The 21,263-nt window shown below is 70.8% G+C and carries 18 protein-coding genes and 1 pseudogene; 13 read left to right on the forward strand and 6 right to left on the reverse strand.

The window, feature by feature from the left end:
* From mycP to ACFWX1_RS17415, 5 genes are read left to right on the forward strand one after another with little or no spacing between them, the layout of a single operon-like run.
* Nucleotides 1-1,191, forward strand: coding sequence for a type VII secretion-associated serine protease mycosin (gene mycP / locus ACFWX1_RS17395; protein ID WP_378388375.1), 1,191 nt, complete (start codon nt 1-3; stop codon nt 1,189-1,191).
* Nucleotides 1,188-5,135 carry a type VII secretion protein EccCa gene (gene eccCa / locus ACFWX1_RS17400; protein WP_378388377.1) on the forward strand — a complete coding sequence of 1,316 codons (3,948 nt, stop codon included), beginning with the start codon at nt 1,188-1,190 and terminating at the stop codon, nt 5,133-5,135. The genes mycP and eccCa overlap by 4 nt, the downstream gene beginning before the upstream one ends.
* Nucleotides 5,132-6,511: a type VII secretion integral membrane protein EccD gene (gene eccD / locus ACFWX1_RS17405; RefSeq protein WP_378388379.1), complete on the forward strand. Its 1,380-nt coding sequence runs from the start codon at nt 5,132-5,134 to the stop codon at nt 6,509-6,511. The genes eccCa and eccD overlap by 4 nt, the downstream gene beginning before the upstream one ends.
* Before the next feature lies 1 nt (nt 6,512).
* Nucleotides 6,513-7,940 carry a type VII secretion protein EccB gene (gene eccB, locus ACFWX1_RS17410; RefSeq protein ID WP_378388381.1) on the forward strand — a complete coding sequence of 476 codons (1,428 nt, stop codon included), beginning with the start codon at nt 6,513-6,515 and terminating at the stop codon, nt 7,938-7,940.
* A complete protein-coding gene (locus tag ACFWX1_RS17415) occupies nt 7,937-9,874 on the forward strand; it encodes a hypothetical protein (RefSeq protein WP_378388383.1) in 1,938 nt (645 codons plus the stop codon). Before eccB ends, ACFWX1_RS17415 begins: the two co-directional genes overlap by 4 nt.
* Nucleotides 9,875-10,030: 156 nt before the next feature.
* Here the strand turns inward: ACFWX1_RS17415 and ACFWX1_RS17420 are convergent, their stop codons facing one another.
* From ACFWX1_RS17420 to ACFWX1_RS17435, 4 genes are all read right to left on the reverse strand, one after another.
* Nucleotides 10,031-10,510: a hypothetical protein gene (locus tag ACFWX1_RS17420; RefSeq protein WP_378388385.1), complete on the reverse strand. Its 480-nt coding sequence runs from the start codon at nt 10,508-10,510 to the stop codon at nt 10,031-10,033.
* Between the two features lie 149 nt (nt 10,511-10,659).
* Complete coding sequence (locus tag ACFWX1_RS17425; protein ID WP_378388387.1) at nt 10,660-11,475, reverse strand: class I SAM-dependent methyltransferase; 816 nt, start codon at nt 11,473-11,475, stop codon at nt 10,660-10,662.
* Nucleotides 11,476-11,485: 10 nt separating this feature from the next.
* Nucleotides 11,486-11,878, reverse strand: coding sequence for an STAS domain-containing protein (locus tag ACFWX1_RS17430; RefSeq protein WP_378388389.1), 393 nt, complete (start codon nt 11,876-11,878; stop codon nt 11,486-11,488).
* A gap of 165 nt (nt 11,879-12,043) precedes the next feature.
* Nucleotides 12,044-13,000 carry a helix-turn-helix transcriptional regulator gene (locus tag ACFWX1_RS17435; RefSeq protein WP_378388391.1) on the reverse strand — a complete coding sequence of 319 codons (957 nt, stop codon included), beginning with the start codon at nt 12,998-13,000 and terminating at the stop codon, nt 12,044-12,046.
* A 363-nt stretch (nt 13,001-13,363) separates the two neighbouring features.
* Here ACFWX1_RS17435 and ACFWX1_RS17440 point away from each other — a divergent pair, with 363 nt between their 5' ends.
* From ACFWX1_RS17440 to ACFWX1_RS17450, 3 genes are read left to right on the forward strand one after another with little or no spacing between them, the layout of a single operon-like run.
* On the forward strand, nt 13,364-14,116 hold the full coding sequence (locus tag ACFWX1_RS17440) for an SDR family oxidoreductase (protein ID WP_378388393.1): 753 nt from the start codon (nt 13,364-13,366) through the stop codon (nt 14,114-14,116).
* A complete protein-coding gene (locus ACFWX1_RS17445) occupies nt 14,113-14,898 on the forward strand; it encodes an SDR family oxidoreductase (RefSeq protein WP_378388395.1) in 786 nt (261 codons plus the stop codon). Before ACFWX1_RS17440 ends, ACFWX1_RS17445 begins: the two co-directional genes overlap by 4 nt.
* The gene (locus ACFWX1_RS17450; protein WP_378388397.1) at nt 14,895-16,451 is read left to right on the forward strand and encodes an acyl-CoA carboxylase subunit beta; all 1,557 of its coding nucleotides are present in this window, start codon (nt 14,895-14,897) and stop codon (nt 16,449-16,451) included. The genes ACFWX1_RS17445 and ACFWX1_RS17450 overlap by 4 nt, the downstream gene beginning before the upstream one ends.
* A gap of 34 nt (nt 16,452-16,485) precedes the next feature.
* Here ACFWX1_RS17450 and ACFWX1_RS17455 read toward each other — a convergent pair whose 3' ends face one another.
* Complete coding sequence (locus ACFWX1_RS17455) at nt 16,486-17,319, reverse strand: helix-turn-helix transcriptional regulator (RefSeq protein ID WP_378388399.1); 834 nt, start codon at nt 17,317-17,319, stop codon at nt 16,486-16,488.
* A gap of 118 nt (nt 17,320-17,437) precedes the next feature.
* Between ACFWX1_RS17455 and ACFWX1_RS17460 the strand changes: the two genes are divergently transcribed.
* From ACFWX1_RS17460 to ACFWX1_RS17480, 5 genes are all read left to right on the forward strand, one after another.
* Nucleotides 17,438-18,502 carry an aldo/keto reductase gene (locus ACFWX1_RS17460; protein ID WP_378388401.1) on the forward strand — a complete coding sequence of 355 codons (1,065 nt, stop codon included), beginning with the start codon at nt 17,438-17,440 and terminating at the stop codon, nt 18,500-18,502.
* A gap of 96 nt (nt 18,503-18,598) precedes the next feature.
* The gene (locus tag ACFWX1_RS17465) at nt 18,599-18,907 is read left to right on the forward strand and encodes a PadR family transcriptional regulator (RefSeq protein ID WP_378388403.1); all 309 of its coding nucleotides are present in this window, start codon (nt 18,599-18,601) and stop codon (nt 18,905-18,907) included.
* Nucleotides 18,904-19,260: a DUF1048 domain-containing protein gene (locus ACFWX1_RS17470; RefSeq protein ID WP_378388405.1), complete on the forward strand. Its 357-nt coding sequence runs from the start codon at nt 18,904-18,906 to the stop codon at nt 19,258-19,260. Before ACFWX1_RS17465 ends, ACFWX1_RS17470 begins: the two co-directional genes overlap by 4 nt.
* Nucleotide 19,261: 1 nt before the next feature.
* Nucleotides 19,262-19,567: a DUF1048 domain-containing protein gene (locus ACFWX1_RS17475; protein WP_378388407.1), complete on the forward strand. Its 306-nt coding sequence runs from the start codon at nt 19,262-19,264 to the stop codon at nt 19,565-19,567.
* A gap of 23 nt (nt 19,568-19,590) precedes the next feature.
* The gene (locus ACFWX1_RS17480) at nt 19,591-20,814 is read left to right on the forward strand and encodes a serine hydrolase domain-containing protein (protein WP_378388409.1); all 1,224 of its coding nucleotides are present in this window, start codon (nt 19,591-19,593) and stop codon (nt 20,812-20,814) included.
* Nucleotides 20,815-20,817: 3 nt separating this feature from the next.
* On the opposite strand, the pseudogene ACFWX1_RS17485 reads toward ACFWX1_RS17480, so the two are convergent.
* Nucleotides 20,818-21,263: pseudogene (locus ACFWX1_RS17485) on the reverse strand (hypothetical protein); the annotation flags it as partial.

Below are 21,263 nucleotides of genomic sequence, written 5' to 3' on the forward strand. Positions count from 1 at the left end.
GTGCCGAGTTCCTTCCTCGCGCGCGCCGGCGCGCTGGCGGCCGCCCTGCTCCTGGGCACCGGGCCCGCCGCGCTGGCCGATCCCACGGTGCCGCCGCTGGAACAGGTCGCCGGTGGCGGAAAATGCGCGGCGCCGTCGAACACCCTGTTCTCCGGCACCCCGTGGCCACAGAAACGCCTTGCCCCGCAAAGGGTGTGGCCGCTCACCAAGGGGGAAGGCCAGCTCGTCGCGGTGGTCGACTCCGGGGTGGACGCGGTGCCGCAGTTCGCCGGGCACGTCCGCCCGGTGGTGAACATCGTCTCCCCGTCCGGCAAGGAGGCCGACTGCCTCGGGCACGGCACGTTCGTCGCGAGCCTGATCGCCGCGCAGCCACGGGAGGGCACCGGGTTCGCCGGAGTGGCTCCCGGCGCGACGATCCTGCCGCTGCGGCAGACCGATTCCGCGGGCGGCTCGGCCTCGGCCATGGCCAAGGCGATCGTGGCGGCGGTGGACGCGGGCGCCAGGGTCGTCAACATTTCGGCGACCACGTTCCATTCCAGCGAGGATCTGGAGACCGCGGTGCGCTACGCGAGCCAGCACGACGCGGTGATCGTGGCCTCGGCCGCCAACGAGGCCGAGAACGGCAACCCCACCGCCTATCCGGCCGCGTATCCGGACGTGATCGCGGTGAGCGCGATCGCCGCGGACGGTTCGCGCGGCAGGTTCTCCGAGACCGGGGACTTCGTGGATCTGGCCGCGCCCGGGGTGGACGTGGTCGGGCTGAGCGCCGCCGGGACCGGGCATGTGGTGGCCCAGGGCACCAGCTTCGCCAGCCCGTTCGTGGCCGGTGCCGCCGCGCTGGTCCGGGCCTACCACCCGAAGCTGACCGCCCGGCAGGTCAAGCACCGCCTCGAGGTCACCGCGGACCGGCCGGGGACGAACGTGCCCGATCCGCGGGTCGGCTGGGGTGTGGTCAACCCGTACGCGGCGGTCACCGCCGTACTGCCGGAGGAGTTCGCCGGAAAGTCCATTGTGGATGATCGGGAGGTGGTGGTGCCGCCACCGGCCCTGGCCGCGCCGGACGATCCGACCCGGCTGGTGGCGATGGTCTCCGCGGCCGGGGCGGTGCTGGTGATCGGGGTGGCCTGGGTACTGCGTGGCGCGGTGCCGCGCGGACGGCGCCGGGGCTGGCGTTCAGGAGGAATTAAGTGAGCACGATCGTCATCAGCCGTCCGCCCCGCCAGGCGGGTCCGCCGTCCCCGCACGGTGAACTGGAGCTGCAGGAACCCCCGGCCCTGCCCGAGGTGCAGGGCGCCGACATGTCCTCGGTGATGACGTACCTGCCGATGGGCCTCGGTTCCGGGGCGACCGTGCTGATGTTCGCCAATCCGGGTACCGGCGGGGGAATGTACGTGGCGTCCGGGCTGATGGCGGTGTCCACGGTCGGCATGATGTTCGGGCAGCTCGGCCGGGCGTCCGGCGAGCGCAAGCGGAAGCTCAAGGGTGAGCGGCGGGACTACCTGCGCTACCTCGGCCAGGTCCGCAAGCAGGTCCGCGGGGCGCTGAACCAGCAGCGCGCCGCGGTGGACTGGGACAACCCCGCTCCGGCGCGGCTGTGGACCATCGCGTCCGGCCCCCGGCTGTGGGAACGCAGGCCGAACCACGCGGATTTCGCCGAGGTGCGGATCGGCACCGGCACCCAGCGCGCGCTGCTTCGGCTCGTCCCCGCGCAGACCAAACCGGTCGAAGACCTGGAACCGTTGTGCGCCGGTGCGTTGCGGCGGTTCATCGCGGCCTACTCCACGGTGTCCGATGTGGCCAGCGCACTGCACCTGCGCGGCTACTCCGGGCTCGAGCTGACCGGGGACCCGGACGCGACGTACGAGCTGGCCAGGGCGATGCTGGCGCAGCTGGTCACCTTCCACGCCCCGGAGGACCTCAGGGTCGCGGTACTCACCTGCCGGGACCGGATCGGTACCTGGCAATGGACGAAATGGTTGCCGCACAATGAAAGCGGCCACGAAACCGACGCGGCGGGGCCGGCCAGGCTGTTCGCCACCGAGCACGACGAACTGCTCGCCAGGCTCGGGCCCGCGTTCGGCGGGCGGCCCGCGTTCGCACCGGACGCGCCGCTGGGCCGCGGCGAACCGTACACCGTGGTCGTCTGCGACGGCGTGACACTGCCGGAGTACTCGCCACTGGCGGCGGGCGGGCTGCGCAACGTGCTGCTGCTCGACGTCGGTGGCGGCAGCGGCCACGAGAGCCCGCATCGGCTCGGCCTCACCGTGAGCGCCGACCGGATCGACCGCACCGGCGCGGATTCCGCGCCGCCGCTGGCCACCCCCGACCGGCTGGGACTGGCCCGCTGCGAATCGCTGGCCAGGATGGTGTCGCCGCTGCGGACCGCCGGCACGGCCGACGCGGACGAACCACTGGCCGCCGATTTCGACCTCGCCCGGCTGCTCGGCATCCGTGACGTACGGAGCTACCCGGTGCACGAGCTGTGGCGGCCGCGCGCGGAACTGCCCGCCCAGCTGCGGGTGCCGATCGGGCTCGGCGCGGACGGTTCGGTGATCGAGCTGGACATCAAGGAGTCCGCGCAGGGCGGGATGGGGCCGCACGGCGTGCTCATCGGCGCGACCGGTTCCGGGAAGAGCGAGCTGCTGCGCACCCTTGTGGTCGGGCTGGCCGCGACGCATTCCTCCGAGGTGCTCAACCTCGTCCTGGTCGACTTCAAGGGTGGTGCGACCTTCATGGGGATGGAGGAACTGCCGCACACCTCGGCGGTGATCACCAACCTCGCCGACGAGCTGCCGCTGGTCGACCGGATGCAGGACGCGTTGCACGGCGAGCTGACGCGGCGCCAGGAACTCCTTCGCCAGGCCGGCTACAGCTCGCGGTTGGACTACGAGAAGGCCCGCGCGCAGGGCGCGCCGCTGAGCCCGTTCCCGACCCTGTTCCTCGTCTGCGACGAGTTCAGCGAGCTGCTGGCGACCAAACCGGAGTTCATGGACCTGTTCGTGATGATCGGGCGGCTCGGCCGCAGCCTCGGGGTGCACCTGCTGCTCGCGTCCCAGCGGCTGGACGAGGGCCGCATTCACGCGCTGGAAGGCCATCTGTCCTACCGGATCGCGCTGCGGACCTTCTCCGCGATGGAAAGCCGCAGCGTGATCGGGGTAGCCGACGCCTACGAACTGCCGTCGGGCCCCGGCCACGGATATCTGAAGAAAGACACCACCACGCTGGTGCGGTTCAAGGCCGGTTACGTGTCCGGCCCGATCGCGGCGGCCGGGGAACCGGACGCGCCGGTGCGGGCGGCACCCGCCGGGCGGGAGGTGGTCGGTTTCGGCCCGCTGTTCCAGCCGTCGCGCGAGCCGGCACGGTCCGAGCCGGAGCGGCCCGCCGCGCCCGGCAAAGACACCGGGTCGGGGACCGTGATGGAGGCGATGCTGGAACGGCTGCTCGGCCAGGGGCCACCGGCCCGGCAGGTCTGGCTGCCGCCGCTGGCCGAGGCGCCCGGCCTGGACGTCCTGCTGCCCGGGGTGGTGCCCGATCCGGGCCGCGGCTTGTCCACTGTGGACAAACCTGGTGGCGGGGCGCTGCGGGTGCCGGTCGGCGTGGTGGACCGTCCGTTCGAACAGCGCCGCGATCTGCTGCTGGCCGATCTCGGCGGGGCCGCCGGGCATGTCGGCGTGGTGGGCGCGCCGCAGACCGGTAAGAGCACGATGCTGCGTACTCTGCTGCTCGCCCTCGCGCTCACCTACACCCCGGCGGAAGTGCAGTTCTACTGCCTCGACTTCGGTGGTGGCACGATGGGCGCGGTGTCCGGGCTGCCGCACACCGGTTCGGTGGCCGCGCGGCTGGACTCCGACCGGGTCAACCGGACCGTCGCCGAGCTGACCGGGCTGCTGGAATGGCGTGAGGCGACGTTCGCCGAACTGGGCGTGGAATCGATGGCCGCCTACCGCGGGCTCCGCCGGGACGGGGTGGTGGACGATCCCTACGGCGACGTGTTCCTGGTGGTCGACGGGTGGGCCACGGTCCGGCAGGACTTCGAGGACCTGGAGCCGGTGATCTCCGAACTCGCCTCGCGGGGGCTCGGCTTCGGCATCCACGTCGTGGTCGCGGCCACGCGCTGGTCGGAGATCCGGCCGTGGCTGCGCGACCTGCTCGGCACCCGGTACGAACTGCGGCTGGGAGATCCGCTGGAATCCGAGATCGGCAGCCGCGCGGCGGCCGGGGTCCCGGCACAGCCCGGTCGCGGGCTGACGTCCGACGGCAGGCACTTCCTCGGTGCGCTGCCGCGGCTCGACGGCGGTGGCGCGGCGGAGGACCTTCCTACCGCGACCAAGAACCTGGTCGAGGAGATCGCCGAGTTCTGGCCGGGCGAGGACGCGCCACCGGTGCGGTTGCTGCCGTCGCGGCTGCCCGTCGAGCGGCTTCCCGCCGCCGAAGGGGATTTCCGGCTCGCGCTCGGGCTGGACGAGGAGCGGCTGCGGCCGGTCTGGCACGATTTCGCTCAGGCACCGCATCTGATGGTGTTCGGGGACGGCGAGACCGGCAAGACCAACCTGCTCCGCCTGGTGGCCAGGGGAGTGCTGGAGCGCTACGCCCCGGACGAAGCGAAGATCCTGCTCGCCGATCCGCGACGGCAGCTGTTTCCGTTGGTACCGGAGGAATACCGGGTCGGCTACTCGGTGGCCACCGGGACATTGGCCGAGCTGGCCGCCAACGCGGCGGTGTCGATGCGCCGCCGGTTGCCGGGGCCGGAGATCACCCCGGACCGGTTGCGGCTGCGGGACTGGTGGAGCGGGCCGCGGCTGTTCGTACTGGTGGACGACTACGACCTGCTGACCCCCGGGATCGGCGGTCCGCTCGAGCCACTGGCGGAGCTGCTGGCCCAGGGCGCGGACATCGGGATGCACCTGGTGATCGCGCGCAGCAGCTCCGGCGCGATGCGGGCGATGATGGACCCGCTGCTGCGCCGGATGTGGGAACTCGGCTGCCCCGGTCTGTTGCTGTCCTATCCGCGCGAAGAGGGCAAGTTCCTCGGCGAGGCCGCGCCGAGGCAACTGCCGCCCGGTCGCGCGCAGCTGGTCACCCGCCGCGGCGTCCGGCTCGTCCAAAGTGGATTCGTAGAGGGGAATGTCCGTTGAGTGATCTGTGCCGGTTGACCGTGCTGGCCCCGGCAGGCCGCGCCGATTTCGCGGTGCCGGTGCGTACCCCGGTCTTCGACCTGCTGCCGCTGCTGAGCCGCCGCGCGGATCCGGACCGCACGCAGGCCGCGGCAGGGCGCGGCCACTGGGTACTGCAACGGCTCGGCGAGGAACCGCTCGACGAGGGAGGCACGCCGGAATCGCTGGGCCTGCGCGACGGGGAGGTGCTCTACCTCCGCCCGCGCGAGGCGCCGATGCCGCCGATCGACTTCGACGACGTGGTCGACGGGGTGGGCACCGCGATCCGGCAACGCGGTGACCGCTGGCGCCCGGACCTGACCCGGCGGCTGTTCCTGGTGCTCGGCGGCGGGGCGCTGGCCGTCGTGCCGGCCGCGATCGGGCTGTTCGGCGGTATGGAGTGGATCCGGTCCCTCGCCGCCGGGGTGTTCGCCGTGCTGTTGCTCGGGTTTTCCGCCGTCACCTCGCGTTCGTGGGGCGACGGTGTGCTCGGCGCGGTGCTCGGCGTCGCGGCGATCCCGATGGCGCTGGTGGCGGGCCTGCTGCTGCCCGCGGCCGTCGCGGGTGGCGCCGAGCCGCTCGGCGGTACGGGCGCGCTGGCAGGAGGAGCGCTGGCGACCGCGGCCGGGGTGATCGCGCTGTTCGCCGTCGGCGTCGCGCCCGCGGTCTTCCTCGGCGCGGTGCTGCCCTGCGCCGCGGCGGCGGTCGGCGGCCTGCTGGTGCTATGCACGGATCTGACCGGAGCGCAGGCGGCCGCGCTGGTCGCCGGGGTCGCCTATCTCGCCGGGGTGGCCGCGCCCTCGCTGTCCGCCCGGATGGTCCGGATCCGGCTGCCCCAGCTGCCGACCAGCGCCGCGGACCTCAGCTCCGACACCGACCCGGTGCCGGAACGCGTCGCGCTGGCCAGGGCGGCCAAGGCGGATCGGTTCCTGTCCGCGATCTTCGTGGCGATCTCGGTGATCTGTGCCGGGAGTTTCGCGCTGCTCGCGTTCGACCGCGGCTGGGCCGCGCAGGTCTTCGTGGCCGTGGTGTCGCTCGGGCTGCTGCTGCGTTCCCGGGTGCTGGTGAGCGCGTGGCAGCGGAGCGCCGCGGTAGCCGGTGGGGCGGCAGGCCTGGCGCTGCAGGCGATCGCGCTCGCCGGTGCGCTCGACCCGGTCGCGCGTGTCGGCGCCCTGGCCGGTCTCGTCCTCGCGGCCGGGTTGCTTTTCCTCGGCGCGGCAAGGCTTCCCGGCCACAGGCTGCTGCCGTACTGGGGCCGGGCCGCGGACCTCGGCGAGACGCTGTTCGCGATCGCCGCGGTGCCGATGATGCTCGCGGTGCTGGACGTCTACTCCTTCTTCCGCTCCTTGGCAGGCTGACATGCAGAACAAACGGGACCAGTTGCACGCCCACCTTTTCGGCGTCGGCAGGCTGGTGTCGGCGCTGGTGACCGGCGAACTGGACGCGTCGGAGACACCGATGCGGCGGGCGAGTGTGGGCACGGTGATCGGCGTTCTGATCGCGGTGGTGGCCGCGGCCGCGTTCTGGGTCATCGGCCTCATCGCGGGCGGTGTCGACGGCGGATGGCGCAAACCCGGATCGATCATCGTCGAGAAGGAGACCGGCAGCCGGTACCTGTTTCTGGACGGGACCTTGCGGCCGGTGCTGAACTACGCCTCCGCCCGGCTGGCCGCGGGCGGCGGGAACGCCGAGGTGCGCACCGTGTCGAAGTCCTCTTTGGACGGTGTGCCGCACGGCCTGCCGATCGGCATCCCGAACGCGCCGGACGCGCTGCCGGACCCGAAGCGCCTGAACACCGAACCCTGGATGGTGTGCGCCGCCACGGTCGGTGCCGTCGACGGTCCGCAACGGCCGGGTGTCGCGGTCTCGGTCGGCGCGGCGTGGCAGTTCACGCCGGTGCCCGAGGACCGGGCGATACCGGTGGCCACCCCGGACGGGGCGATCGTCCTGGTGTGGCACGGACAGCGGATGCGGATCGAGGACAGGGCCCTGCTGATCACGTTCGGCTTCGGCGGTTTCGAACCGTTGCCGGTGAGCACCGCGTGGCTCAACGCGCTCCCGGCCGGGCCCGGCCTCGCGCCTCCTCCGCTGCCGGAGCGCGGGCAGCCCGGCCAGTCGCTGGCCGGACGATCCACCAAGGCCGGTCAGCTGTTCGAGGTGCAGGTCGCGGGCGGCACCGGGACCTACTACCTGATGCGCGCGGACGGGCTGGTCCCGATCTCGCGCACCGAACTCGCGTTGTTCCTCGCCGATCCGGCCACCGGCGGTGCCTACGACCAGGGCGAGGTGCGGGCGATCCCGCTGACCGCGGCCGCGGCGGCCGCCGCGCCGAAATCGAGGACCACGGTGGTCACCGGGCTGCCGAAGGAACCCCCTCGGCCTGCCGACGGCGCGGACGGCCGATCGGTGTGCGTGCGCCTGGGATTCTCCGCCGGTATCGGCGCGACCGGTTCGCTGGTCACGGTCGCGGCCGACCAGCTCCGGGTGACCGGTCCGCGCCCGCGCGGCGACCACGACGACGATCGGGTGGCCGACCAGGTCCGGGTGCCGGGAGGTTCCGGCACGCTGGTCATCGGGCAGCCGGCGCCGGGCGTGGAGAACGGCACCAAGTTCCTGATCACCGACGTCGGCGTGAAGTTCCCGCTGCCGGGCGACGAGGTGGCCGCGGCACTCGGTTACGGTGACGCCAAACCGGTCCCGGTGCCCTCCGCCGTGCTCGCCTTCCTACCGACCGGGAACGCGCTCGATCCGCAGGCGGCCAGGACCCAGCGGAGCGGACCGGCATGAGGATCAGCTCGCCGCACGCGGGCACCGGGCTGGTGTGCCGCCCGATCGGCGCCGCGCTCTTGGTGCATCCGCAGGAAGGGCCGGCGGGGACGGCGGTCGAACTGGCCAGGACGTTGCCGCCGGAACCAGGGCACACGATGGTCGTCGTCGACCTGCCCGAGCCCGGCGGCCCGGCGCTGGTCGAAGAGCTCGCCGCGCTGGTACCGGACCGCCGGCCGCTGCGGCTGGTGCTGTCGCGTGCCGGTTCCGGCGGGCCGGGATCGCTCGCGTACGCGCTGGCCGAACGCAAGCGGACGGAGGTGATCGCGCCGGACGGGGTGGTGCACCCGGTGCCGGGTGGGTTCGCCTTCGTCGCGGATGGTGCGGGCTGGCTGCGGTTCCGGCCCGGTGCGCCGCCGCGGCCGGCCGGGCTCCGCTATCCGGTGCCCGCCTGGGAACCGGGCACCCCGCTGCGTCGGCTGGCGCCGGGCCCCGGTCTGGTGGCCGAACCGATCCCGGCCGGGTTGTGGCTGCGGCCCGAGTCCCGCCCCGATCCGGCGCCGGTGTTCGATTTGCCGTGCCAGGCCGAGATGCTGACCGTGGTGCTCGAACCGTCGGTGCCGGTGCCGGAGATCTGCCGGTTGCTCGCCGCACTCCCGGCGTCGGCCCGTACGCGGGTGCGGCTGATCCCGCACGGCACCCACGAGCGTGCCGGGGAACCGGTCGGCCAGCTGGTCGCGGATGCGTTCGGCGCGCCGGTCACCGTCCACACCGGACTGATCGAGTGGGCCTTCGCCACCGTGCTCAGCTACTGGCCGCGCAGGGTCCCGATGCCCGCGGTGCCCAAGGTGGTGCGGTACCGCGCGCCGGTGCCCGGCCTCGCCGAGCCGCATCCCGGGGTTTTCCGGCTCACCGACGACATCATCGTCGAGACCGTCCAATCCGGACTGTGGGTGCGCGGTGGCACCGAGCCGATGAACGGCGGCGAGATCAGGGCGGTGCCGCTGGACCCGCACCGGCTGCGGGTCACCGTCGGCGACCCCGGAACGCCTCCGTCTCGAACGCTCGCCGACGCCGCGGGGGAACTCGTCGAGCGGCTCGAACCAGCCGCGAGGCAAGCCGCCGGGCTGATCTTCGCCGAAGCCCCGTTGGAGGAAGAAGAGCCGGTCACACAATGGATGCGGGTGGAAACGGAATCCGCGGCGGAAACTCCGGAGGTTCCCGGCGACGACCGGATCGCCCCGGACCACCGCAGCGGACCCGCGGAACACGAATGGCTGCGCCGGACCCTGGGCAGCCGGTTCGACAGCTACGCCAGCGCGGTGTCCCGGCTGCTCGCGCAGCGGCCAGGGCTGCGCGGGGAGGAAGGGACCGCGCGCTTCCCGGAAGCGGTGATCACCGACCTGGTCGCGGTCCGTGCCTACGCGGAAGGCGCTTCGCAGAGCTTCGATCAGGCGTTGCGCACGGGAACTCTCGGCGCGTTCCGGCCCTATGCCGGGTGCATCGTGTCCGGTCTCCGGCGCCTGCCCACCCACCGCGGCCCGGTGCTGACCTCGGCCACTTTGGACGACGCACAGTGGGCGCGGCTCCGCGTCGGCGAGGTGCTGACCGAACGTGGCCTGCTCCACGCGCTGGCCACCCCGTTCGTCGAGCTGCCCGGCACGGTGGAATTCATCGTCCTGGCGCTGACCGCACGGCGCACCGGATTCCTGACCAGCGGCGAGGGTCCCGAGCAGCAGTGCGTGATCTTCCCGCCGGACACCCGTTTCAAGGTGCTCGCGGTGACCGAAGGACGGGTGCTGCTGCGCGAGGTCACCGGCGCGGACGGTGCCCAGGACCAGACCGCGCTGGACAGACTGACCGAGGTCGCGGCGAACCGGGACACGGTCGTACCCGGTCGTCGCCAGCAGCTCGAAACCCCGGCCCGTTTCGACCATCCGCTCGGGCTGACCTGACCATGGGCCACTCGGCGTGCCGTCGCCGCCAGGGCTCGACCTGCCGACGAAGCCGTCGGACGGCGGCGGGATCCGGCGGTCGTTCACCCCCCGCTGGCCGGAATCGAGGGCACCCGGACGACGGACCGGTTCGAGCACCGGCCCTGACGGGCCCGGCTACCGCCGCTGTTTGACGGCCTGGAAGTACGCGCTCGCCGCGGGTCCGAAGAGCAGGCAGGTGCAGAGGAAGGAGAACGCGACGGTCAGCCAGCCGCCGAGATCCTGTCCGCCGTTCACCTGCCCCGCCAGTGCGAGCACGAACACCACGACCAGCACGACGCGGGTCCAGCCCCGGCCCGCGCGCACGTTGAGCGCGATCAGCAGCGTGAGCAGCCCGATCACCAGGAACACGACCGCGACCAGGCCGATCGCCGTGGCGGCCACGCCCGCCGACACCGCCCCGTCGGTCGCGCGCGCCACCGCGTCCGCGGCCGACATCCCGATGATCGTCAGGAGCGCGGTGCCCAGCGCGAAGCCGGCCTGGAGCAGCAGCAGCCAGAACGACACCCTGACCGGTGCGGGAGGTACCGGTTCCGGTTGTCCGGCAACGGTTTCCGCCACCTGCGGGGACGAGTCGGGAAGCTCGGGCGTGGTCATTCCCGGCACCGTAGGAGAGCGTGATCAACAGACGTACAACCACCGGTCAGCGCCGAGGTCAGGATGCCGTGAAGGCCTCCTTCACAGCGTTGAGCGCTGGCAAGGAGGCCTTCACGGCCCGACAATCCACAAAGGACGGAACAGTGTGGCTAGAACCGGAAGCGCACGATGCGGCTGGACCGTTTCATGCCCGGCAGCAGATTCATGAGGCGGTACATACGGCGTACGTTCGCGGGCGCCTTGGCCATCAGCACTGGCGAGTCGTTCATCGGCGCCTCGTCGACGTATTCGAGCCGGGGATGCCAAGCGGCCAGCGCGGCCGGATCGGAGAAACCGCTCCGGAACCGGGTGCCGTATTTGCGCAGTGCAGGGTCCCATTTCGAGGTGCGCCACGCCCAGACCGAAACCGTGTCGAACTGGATCTGGCCGGCGGGAAAGGCGTCCACGACGCTGGTCAGCAGCCGCCGGACGTCGGTCTCGGGCAGATAGGGCACCAGCCCCTCGGCGATCATCAGCACCGGCCGGTCGCGGGGGACGCGGTCCAGCCACGTCAGGTCGGTGACACTCGAGCCGATGAGGGTGTAATGCTCGCGCGGTGGCAGGAATCGGTGCCGCAGTTCGACGACGGAGGGGTAATCCAGGTCGTACCAGTCGACGGTGGCGGGCGGGTCGATCCGGTACACGCGGGCGTCGAGGCCACAGCCCAGGTGCAGCACCACCGCGCCGGGGTGCCCGGCGAGGAAGCTCCGGGCCCAGTCGTCGTGGGCCTTGGCGCGCACCACGGCGGCGAGACCCATCTGGCTGGTGCCGAATCTGCGCTCGTCGTAGCCGGGGTCGAGCCGGCGCATCGCCTGCTCGGCGTATGCGTCGCCGAGAATCGGGTCCGGCAACCGGTTGTCCAGTGCTTTGGCCCTGAGGACCGGGCCGAGAGTCTTTTGCACTCCTGCGAGCTCGGTGGTTTTCACGTCGGCGATATTACTCCGACCGCCGGTTCGCCGAGCGCGTGTCGAAACCGTGGAGTTCGATGGCATCGGCGCGGGTGAGGCAGACGTTCAGAAAGCGTGCCGCGTGGGTGATTTCGAAAGCACGGCGGACAGCGTGGTGCGAAACGCTGTGCACGTACATTTCGGCGTGCTGGACGTTCGCGCGGCGACGGGCTTCGGCCAGCGCGGACAGGCCGGTGGTGGCGATGAACGTCAGCGAGGAGAGATCGGCCAGCAGGAGCCGGGGGCCGGGCGCGAGGGCGGTCGCCACCTCGTCGGCCAGATTCCGGCTCGCGTGCAGGTCCAGTTCACCGGACAAAAGGATCTCGGCGATGTGCTCGTCGACGTGCTTGGTCAAGGCGGAAAAGGGGACATAGCCTTTCACGGCCACCGCACCTCCGATCTCTGTGCTTCCGGAAACGCGGGAACCGTGGAGCCGGCGGTCACTGGCATAACCGGACCGTAACGAGAATCGCGAGGCGCGGGCTATCCACACGGCGAAACCGCGTGATCCCAGGAGCGAAACAGAACAGCGGCCGGGCAGGGATTGTCAGGCGTGCAAGGTCTCGCTGGGCGTGGCACCGTAGGCGCGCCGGTAAGCCGTGGCGAAATGACCCTGGTGGTAGAAACCCCATCGCATCGCGATGGCGGTGACGGTGCCGCCCCTGGCCGGATCCGCGCGGCGGAGGTCCTCGTGGGCGTGTTCGAGGCGGATCCGGCGCAGATAGGCCGTCGGCGTGGTGCCGAGGTGACGCCGGAACGCGTACTGCAACGCTCGCACGGTCACTCGTGCCGCGGCGGCGATGTCCGCGAGGCTGATGTCGGTGTCGAGATGGCTGTCGATGTAGGCGGTGGCACGCCGCACCGTGGCCGGCAGCGCGTCGTGCCGGTCGGTGCCCGTGGGCTCGGTCAGCGCGGTGTTCGGGAACGTGGCGAGCACGCGGGCCGCGAGGTAGCGGGCGGCTGTCGAGACGACCAGGGGGTGGGCCTGGGAGGCCGGATCGGCGAGGACGTTCTTGCGCAGATGAGTGATGGTGTGGCGGAGCTGCCTGCCCGCCGCGTCGGTGACGGGACGATGGTCGAGCAGTCTCACCCGCCGTCCCGCGCTGCCGGGGGCCGTCGCGGCGACCTCGTCGAGCAGGTGCGGGTCGAACATGGTGATCGTGTAGCGGGCCTGGCAGATCCGGCCGGTGTAGGGACGATCGGGCGGCGCGAACGAGAAGATCTCGCCGGGCCCGAAGGATTCCGGAGCCGACCCCGCCGGGCTGTGGTCCTCCACTGTGCCCGAGTCGATGTCGCACAGGCAGATCTTCTCGAGCGGGCGCACGTTGTAGCTCATCTCGAACGAGAGGTCGAGGTGGTCGACGCTGACCGGCTCGGCGGCCGCCCGGGTGATGCGGGCGTGGGATTCCCGCGTCGTGCTCCCGATGCGCATCGGTGCGTAGGAACTGCTGAGGAAGGCTTCGGTGCGGGCGAGGTCGGCGCTGTCGAACACAAGAGCAGTCACTCCGGGTATTTACCCCCGGCCGTCCGGGGTAAACGCCGCCGGGCCGGGCGCGGTCGTCGCGAGCGCTCGGTGTGGCCGACGTCTCAGCGGGCGATCTCGATACCGACCGGACGGTATGTCACGCTGTGAGCGGCGGCTTGCCATCTCGGGGTGAGCAAGCGCTCACTCATGCGTCGAAGGTGACGAGGAGGACGAGGGAGTCGTGATAGCTCGGCTCCGGACGTGGCGCGCTGGTGAGAGTGCCCTTTCCGGGCCGGAGTACTAGGATCGGCCCGGCGAAAATCACCGGACCGAGGAGATTCCCTTCCCTGTGTCGGCTAAGCCGCCGCTTAGCCATCCGGGCAGATGAGGAGACACACCGCAGTGAACTCGTTCAAGGATCGCGTCGCGATCGTCACCGGGGCCAGCCGGGGCATCGGACTGGGCATCGCGAAAGAGCTGGTCGAGCGCGGGGCGAAGGTCTGCATCACCGCGCGCAAGCCCGAGCCGCTGGCCGATGCCGTCGCCGAGCTGGGCGGCCAGGACGTCGCCCTCGCGGTACCCGGCAAGGCCGACGACACCGCCCATCAGGACGAGGCGATCGCCAAGACGATCGAGACGTTCGGGCGGCTGGACATGCTGGTCAACAACACCGGCATCAACCCGGTCTACGGTCCGATACTCGACACCGAGCCGGAGGCCGCGGCCAAGATCCTCGGCGTCAACGTGCTCGCGCCGCTGTCCTGGATCAAGCGTGCCCGCGACGCGTGGATGGGCGAGCACGGCGGCTCGGTGGTCAACGTCGCCTCGATCGGCGGACTGCGTGCGTCGCCGGGCATCGGCCTCTACGGCGTCAGCAAGGCCGCGCTGATCCGGCTCACCATGGAACTCGGCGTCGAGCTGGGGCCGGACATCCGCGTCAACGCCGTCGCCCCGGCCGTGGTGAAGACGAAGTTCGCCACCGCGCTCTACGAAGGCCGTGAAGAGGAGGTCTCCGCGGCCTACCCGCTGAAGCGGCTCGGCGTGCCGTCGGACGTCGCCGGCGCGGTCGCGTTCCTGCTGTCGGAGGACGCGGGCTGGATCACCGGCCAGACCCTGGTGCTCGACGGCGGCATCACGCTCGGCGGTGGCCTGTGAGCTTCTCCGGCGCGGGTGTCGTCATCACCGGCGGCGGAGGCGGCATCGGCGCCGCGCTGGCCCGGCGGTTCGCCGCCGAGGGCGCGCGAGTCGTCGTGGCCGATCTCAACGCCGGCGCGGCCGAGGACGTCGCCAAGGAGGTGGGCGGCACCGCGTTCGTCGGCGACGTCGCGACCGAGGACGGCGTCACCCGGCTGATCGAGAGCGCCCGCGAAACCCTCGGCGAGATCGACGTCTACTGCGCGAACGCCGGGGTCGCGCCGCACGGCGGCGAGGACACTCCCGAGGACGTCTGGGCACGGGCCTGGGATGTCAACGTGATGGCGCATGTGCGGGCGGCGAAACTGCTGATGCCGCCGTGGCTGGAGCGCGGCAAGGGGCATTTCATCGCGACGGTGTCCGCGGCCGGGCTGCTGACGATTCTCGGCTCGGCGCCGTATGCGGTGAGCAAGCACGGCGCGCTCGCGTTCGCGGAATGGTTGTCGGCGACGTACCGGCATCGCGGCCTGAAGGTGCAGGCGGTGTGCCCGCAGGGTGTGCGCACGGCGATGCTGGAGGACACCGGCCCGGCGGGCGAGCTCATCATGGGTGCCTCCGCGATCGAACCGGTTCAGGTGGCCGACGCGTTGTTCCAGGCCATCGAGGAGGACCGTTTCCTGGTGCTGCCGCATCCGGAGGTCGCCGATTACTACGCCGCGCGCGCGACGCACCCGGACCGCTGGCTCGGCGGGATGAACAAGCTGCAGCGCAAGATCGAACAGGCACTCGGCGAGTCCACGTGACGGGGGAGTGGCAGCCCGAGGTCGACGAAATCGCGCGGCGCAGGGCCCTTTCGGAGCGGATGGGCGGCCCGGACAAGGTCGCCCGTCAGCACGAGGCCGGCCGGCTCACCGTGCGCGAGCGGATCGCCGCGCTCGTCGACCCGGGCAGCTTCGACGAGATCGGCGCGCTCGCCGGGACCGGGCACTACGACGATTCCGGCTCACTGAAGGACTTCACGCCCGCCAACTTCGTCCACGGCACCGCGCGGCTCGACGGCAGGCGGGTCTGCGTCGGCGGCGACGACTTCACCGTCCGCGGGGGAGCGGGCGACGCCGGGATCGCGGAGAAGCAGATCCACGCCGAGCGGCTCGCCAACGAACTGCGCGTGCCGATGGTGCGGCTGATCGAGGGCACCGGGGGCGGCGGCAGCGTGAAAACCTTGGAGCAGAACGGGTTCACGTATGTCCCGGTGAATCCGGGCTGGGATCTGGTGGTGGACAACCTGTCCACCGTCCCCGTGGTCTCGGCGTGCCTGGGCCCGGTCGCCGGGCTCGGTGCCGCGCGGGCGGTGATGTCGCACCTGTGCGTGCTCGTCGAAGGCGCGGGACAGCTGTTCGTCGCCGGTCCGCCCGTGGTGCGGCACGCCACCGGCGAGGATCTGTCCAAAGAGGAACTGGGCGGAGCCTCGGTACATCGCCGTAGCGGCGCGATCGACCGGATCGTCGGTAGTGAAGCCGAAGCTTTCGCTGTGCTGAAGCAGTTCCTGAGTTACCTTCCCTCCTCTGTGGACTCACTTCCTCCAGTGTCCACATCGGATGACGACGTCGAACGGCGCGAGGAGTCGTTACTGTCACTGGTGCCACGCAACCGTCGTCATCCCTATCGTCTGCGTCCCCTGCTGGAAGCGGTGTTCGACGCCGGTTCGGTGTTCGACTACAGCGTCTCCGGTGGCTCGGCCTTCGCCGGACTGGCCCGTTTGGACGGTCACCCCGTCGGCGTGCTGGCCACCGACCCCTTCCGCGGCGCCACCCTCACCCCCGAAGGCGCGGACGTGGTGACCCGCTTCGTCGACCTGTGCGAGACGTTTCATTTGCCGCTGGTGAGCCTGACCGACCAGGCGGGCATGGTGATCGGCCTCGCCGGTGAACGCGCCGGCGCGATCCGCCATGGCGCCCGCGCGGTGACGGCCGTCTACCAGTCGCATGTGCCGACGGCCGAAGTCATCGTGCGGCGCGTGTTCGGCGTCGGTGGCGCGGGCATGACCAACCGTCACCGTTTCGTCCGCCGCTGGGCGTGGCCTTCGGGGGACTGGGGCTCACTGCCCGTCGAAGGCGGTCTCGAAGCGGCCTACCGCTCCGAGCTGGAAGCCTCGTCCGATCCGGCCGCCCTGCGCGAAGAGATCCGGACCCGCCTGGACGCGGTGCGCTCCCCGTTCCGCACCGCCGAACGCTTCGGCGTCGAAGACGTCATCGATCCCCGGGAGACCCGGCCGCGCCTGTGCGAATGGGTCCGCGACGCCTACGCCGTCCTGCCTCGCTTACTGGGCCGTCCCTCCTTCGGCATGCGGCCTTGAGAGAACGCGGCGCGAGCTTCGGATAGTTGTTACCTCACCGCGTGCGTAACCGGTCCAGTGCCGCCTGGCTCTCCTCGTCGGCGGCGCGGTAGATCACCAACCGCTGGTCCGGATCTTGAAGCGGCATGAGCACTTCGAAATCCAGTGCGAGCGTACCGGCGTCGGGGTGCCGCACCTCCTTGCGCCCCCGGCCGTTGACCTTGACGTCCCGCTCGGCCCACAATCGCGCGAATTCCTCGTCGTGGGCCATGAATTCGGCGATGAGATCGGTCAGCGCCGCATCCTCCGGATACGCGGCCCACGCGGCACGCAGGTGGGCGATGCCTTCTCGCACGACGCGTTCGCGGTCGACGTAGAACTCACGCATCTCCGGGTGCCTCAGGCACAGCCACATCGCATTGCGCTGCGACGGCGGCAGCGTGCCGAAATCCACGAGCAGCCTCGCCATTTCGGCGTTCCAGGCCAGGATGTCGTAGCGGTGGTTCAGCACCATGGCAGGCAGCGGCGCCAGGTCGGCGACCAAGCGGGTCAACGGTGCCGCCGCGGTGGTGGCGGGCTTGTCGGTGCCGCGGGGACGCTGCTGGGCCAGCCCGAAGAGGTAGGCGCGTTCGTCGGGGGCCAGGCGCAGCGCCGTGGCCAGCGCCTCCACCACGTCCGCCGAGGGGCGCAGCCCACGGGCCTGTTCCAGCCGCACGATGTAGTCGATGCTGACGCCGGCCAGCTCGGCGACCTCTTCCCGGCGCAATCCCGGGGTCCGCCGGGACTGCCGGCGCGACGGAAGACCGAAATCCTGCGGGTCCAGGCGTTCGCGCCGGGTCCGCAGGAACGCGGCCAGCTCCTGGGTCGTGTCCACGGCGCGGGTCATCATGATCGATCCTACACCCAGGGTAGGACTGGCTTTCCCAGGAAATTCCCTCCCTTATCCCCGGCTCGCGGCGGGCACAGACTCGGCTCCGGCAACGGAAACACGAGCACAGGAGGACACGATGCCGCTCACCCTCGACACCTACCGGCTGCTGGGCCGCTCCGGACTGCGGGTCTCCCCGCTGGCACTGGGCACGGCCACCTTCGGCACCGAGTGGGGCTGGGGCGCCGAGCAGGACGACGCGCGCAAGCTGTTCGACACCTACGTCGAGCGCGGCGGGAACTTCCTCGACACCGCCGGCACCTACACCAATGGCAGCTCCGAGCGCATGCTGGGCGAATTCACCCGCGGCAAGCGCGAAAGCCTCGTGCTGGCAACGAAATACACGACGCAGCGCCGGCCGGGCGATCCGAATTCCGGGGGCAGCCACCGCAAAAGCCTGTTCGCGTCGGTGGAGGCCAGCCTGCGGCAGCTGAACACGGACTACCTCGACCTGCTCTTCCTGCACGTGTGGGACTTCGCGACGCCGGTCGAGGAAATCCTGCGCGGCCTGGACGACCTGGTCCGCCAGGGCAAGGTCCTGTACGTGGCGATGTCCAACGTCCCGGCCTGGGAGATCTCGCGCATGCAGGCGATCGCCGACCTGCGCGGCTGGGCGCCGCTGGTCGCGCTGCAGATCGAATACAGCCTCATCAACCGGGGCGCGGAACGCGACCTGATCCCGATGGCACGGGCGATGGGGCTGGGGGTGACCCCGTACTCACCTCTGGGCGGCGGCGTGCTCTCCGGCAAGTACAGCCGTGCCGACCTGACCGCGCCGAGCGCCGGCTCCGGGGAAAGCACCCGCAAGGGCTGGAACGCCGGCTTGGGCATGGTCACCGAACGCACCCTCGGCATCGCCGACGTCGTGCGCGAGGTCGCCGCGGAGGCGGGACGCACGCCCGCCCAGGTCGCGCTGGCCTGGACGTGGCAGAACCCGGGCGTGACGGCACCCGTCATCGGCGCTCGCACCCCCGAGCAGCTGCTGGGGAATCTGGCCGCCCTGGAAGTCGAACTCACCGCCGAGCAGCTGGCGCGCCTCGACGAGGTCAGTGCGATCGACCTCGGCTACCCGCATGACCTGCTCGCCAGTGACCACGTGCGCACGGTGACCACGGGCGGCCTGAAGGTGGAAACGCGAGGGTGACGCCGCGACCTCTACTCTGTGATACAGTCTAGTGGTAGTCAGTGACACTGAATAGTGTCCCGATCGAAGGGGCCCGGGACGGACAACTTGACCGAGATGCTGAAAGGCACGCTCGAAGGCTGCGTCCTCAAGATCATCGACCTCGAGGCGACCTATGGTTACGCCATCACGCGCCGGTTGAACGAACTCGGTTTCGCGGACGTCGTCGAGGGGACGGTCTACGCCATACTGGTGCGGCTGGAGAAGAACGGGCTGGTCGAGGTGTCGAAACGACCGTCCGAGGTGGGCCCGCCACGCAAGTTCTACGCGCTCAACGACGCGGGACGCGAAGAGCTCGCGTCGTTCTGGAAGAAATGGGATTACGTTTCAACGCGCATCAACGACCTCAAGGAAATCGAGAAATGAGCTTCTGGGACACGATCACGGGCAGTGATCTCACTAGGGAATGCAAGGCGTTCGAAGTTCGAGCCAAAGCCCTCCCTGCCGACTATCAAGCTGCCTGGGAGGAGATCAAAGCCCACCTCTATCCCTACGGGGACGTCACGGGCCGCAGCTTGATGCCGATTCTCGACAACACCCTGGGGTTGCTGGAGGAGACGGCGTCGGATGGCCGGAGTGTCCACGAGGCGCTGGGCGAGGACATCAAAGGCTTCTGCGCGGCCATCGCCGGCGAAGAAGGAGGCAAGAGTTATCGCGACAAGTGGCGCGAGCAGCTGAACAAGAACGTCGCAAGGAAACTGGCCAGGCTGGGAGGATAAGGTGGGAATCCGCGACATCGTCGAAGGCAAGAGGGAGTGGCGGGCGCACCTGGCGCGGGTCAAGGCGCTCCCGCCCGATTACCAGATCGTCTACAAGGAGATGCAGAAGTACCTTTTCAAGATCGGCCCGGTCGATCTGTTCGAGGGAAACCTGCTCTCGCGGATCGTCGAGTTCTTCGAGGAGGGTGCCGCGGCCGGCAGGGGAGTCATCGAACTCATCGGCGCCGATGTCGCGGCCTTCTGTGACGACCTGGTGAAAGACTCACGGACCTACGCCGAAATCCATCAGGACGCTGTCGGCAAGTAACCGGTTCAGGAAGGTATATCGCTATGGCGGACATGGGGGACAATGTCGAGCACGGCTGGGGAAAGGTCGCGGACGCGTTCCGCGCGAATTTCACCGGAAACCCCGGCGAGATCGGCGCGGCGTGCAGTGTCTACGTGGGCGGCCGCCCCGTGGTCGATCTGTGGGGCGGCCTCGCCGATCGTGACGCGGACCGGCCTTGGCGCGAGGACACGATCGTCCAGGTCGCTTCCACGACGAAAGGCGCCACCGCGATCTGCGCCCACATCCTGGCGCAGCGCGGCCAACTGGACCTCGACGCCCCGGTGGCCGAGTACTGGCCGGAGTTCGGCGCCGCGGGCAAGGAGGAGATCCCGGTGCGGTGGCTGCTGTCGCACCAGGCCGGTCTGCCGATCGTCGACGGGCCGCTGACGTTCGAGCAGGCGTGCGCCTGGGATCCGGTCATCCGTGCGCTCGAGGCGCAGAAGCCGCTGTGGCGGCCGGGCACCGAGCACGTCTACCACGCCTTCACGTACGGGTTTCTGGTCGGGGAGGTCGTGCGCCGGATCACCGGCAAGACCCTGGGCACGTTCTTCGCCGACGAGGTGGCCGCCCCGCTCGGGTTGAGCGCCTGGATCGGGCTGCCGGAGACGGAGGAGCCACGGCTGGCCCGGATCGGGAACGCCGCCCCGTTTTCCGTGGAAGATCTGCGCGCCGGGCTGGTCAAGGCGACCGGGCTGGACACGGACACGGTCACCGCGTGGGTCGAGTCCATGTGGTCTCCTGGCGCGGTACAGATGCACGCCGGCCGGCTCGGCGGTGCCTTCGACAACCCCGAGCACTTCGCCACGCGCGCTTGGCGGGCAGCGGAGTTCCCGGCCGCGAACATGATCGCCGACGCGCGCTCGCTGGCACGGATGTATGCCGCCACGGTCGGCGACGTCGACGGGGTGCGGCTGCTCGATCCGGCGACGGTGGCCGCCGCGACGGCCGTGCAGACCGACAGGACACGGATGTACGGGTTGCCACCGGGGCTCGACATCCCGGCCGACCGCTCCTTCACCATGTCGTTAGGGTTCATGCGGGCGGGCACGGTGATGCCGATGCTCGGGCCGGGATCGTTCGGCCACCCGGGCTCCGGCGGATCGGTCGCGTTCGCCGACCCCGACGCCGGTGTCGGCTTCTGCTACGTCACCAACCTCTGGTACTTCCCGCCCGACGACCCGCGCGCGGCGAGCCTCGTGGAGGCCGTCCGCTCCTGCCTCGGCTGACGCTCAGCCGGCCGCGTTGGAGGTGGTTGCCACCGAATCCGAGCAGGTGGTGCGGAGGGCGACGGTCAGCGCCCGGCGGTGGAGAGCGTCGAGACGCTGCTGGATCTCGGCGGAGATCTTCGCGAACGAAGCGTCGATCTCGCACGCGAGTGTGGGGTGCCGGAGGGAAGCCGTCGCCGCCAGCTGCCCGATGATCCCGGTCGTGATCCGGTCCGGCCGCGGCCGGATCTCGGTGGCCAGATCCGGCCGGTGGGCAGGGCGGAGTTCCGGATGTGCGGTCCACAGCGCGTAAAGGCCGCGCTGCACGATCTTGTTCGCCTCGATCTGGTCCCGGAAGAAGCGGAGGGGGGCGGGGCGCCCGGCGCCCCCCGCGCCCGGGGCTGCCCCCGCGCCGGGGTGGACCGGGCACTGAAACTGGAATGGCCCGCCGAAGTGAGTGTCGGTGAGTG

This window comes from Amycolatopsis sp. NPDC059021 (genome assembly GCF_042739895.1).
Taxonomy (GTDB): domain Bacteria; phylum Actinomycetota; class Actinomycetes; order Mycobacteriales; family Pseudonocardiaceae; genus Amycolatopsis.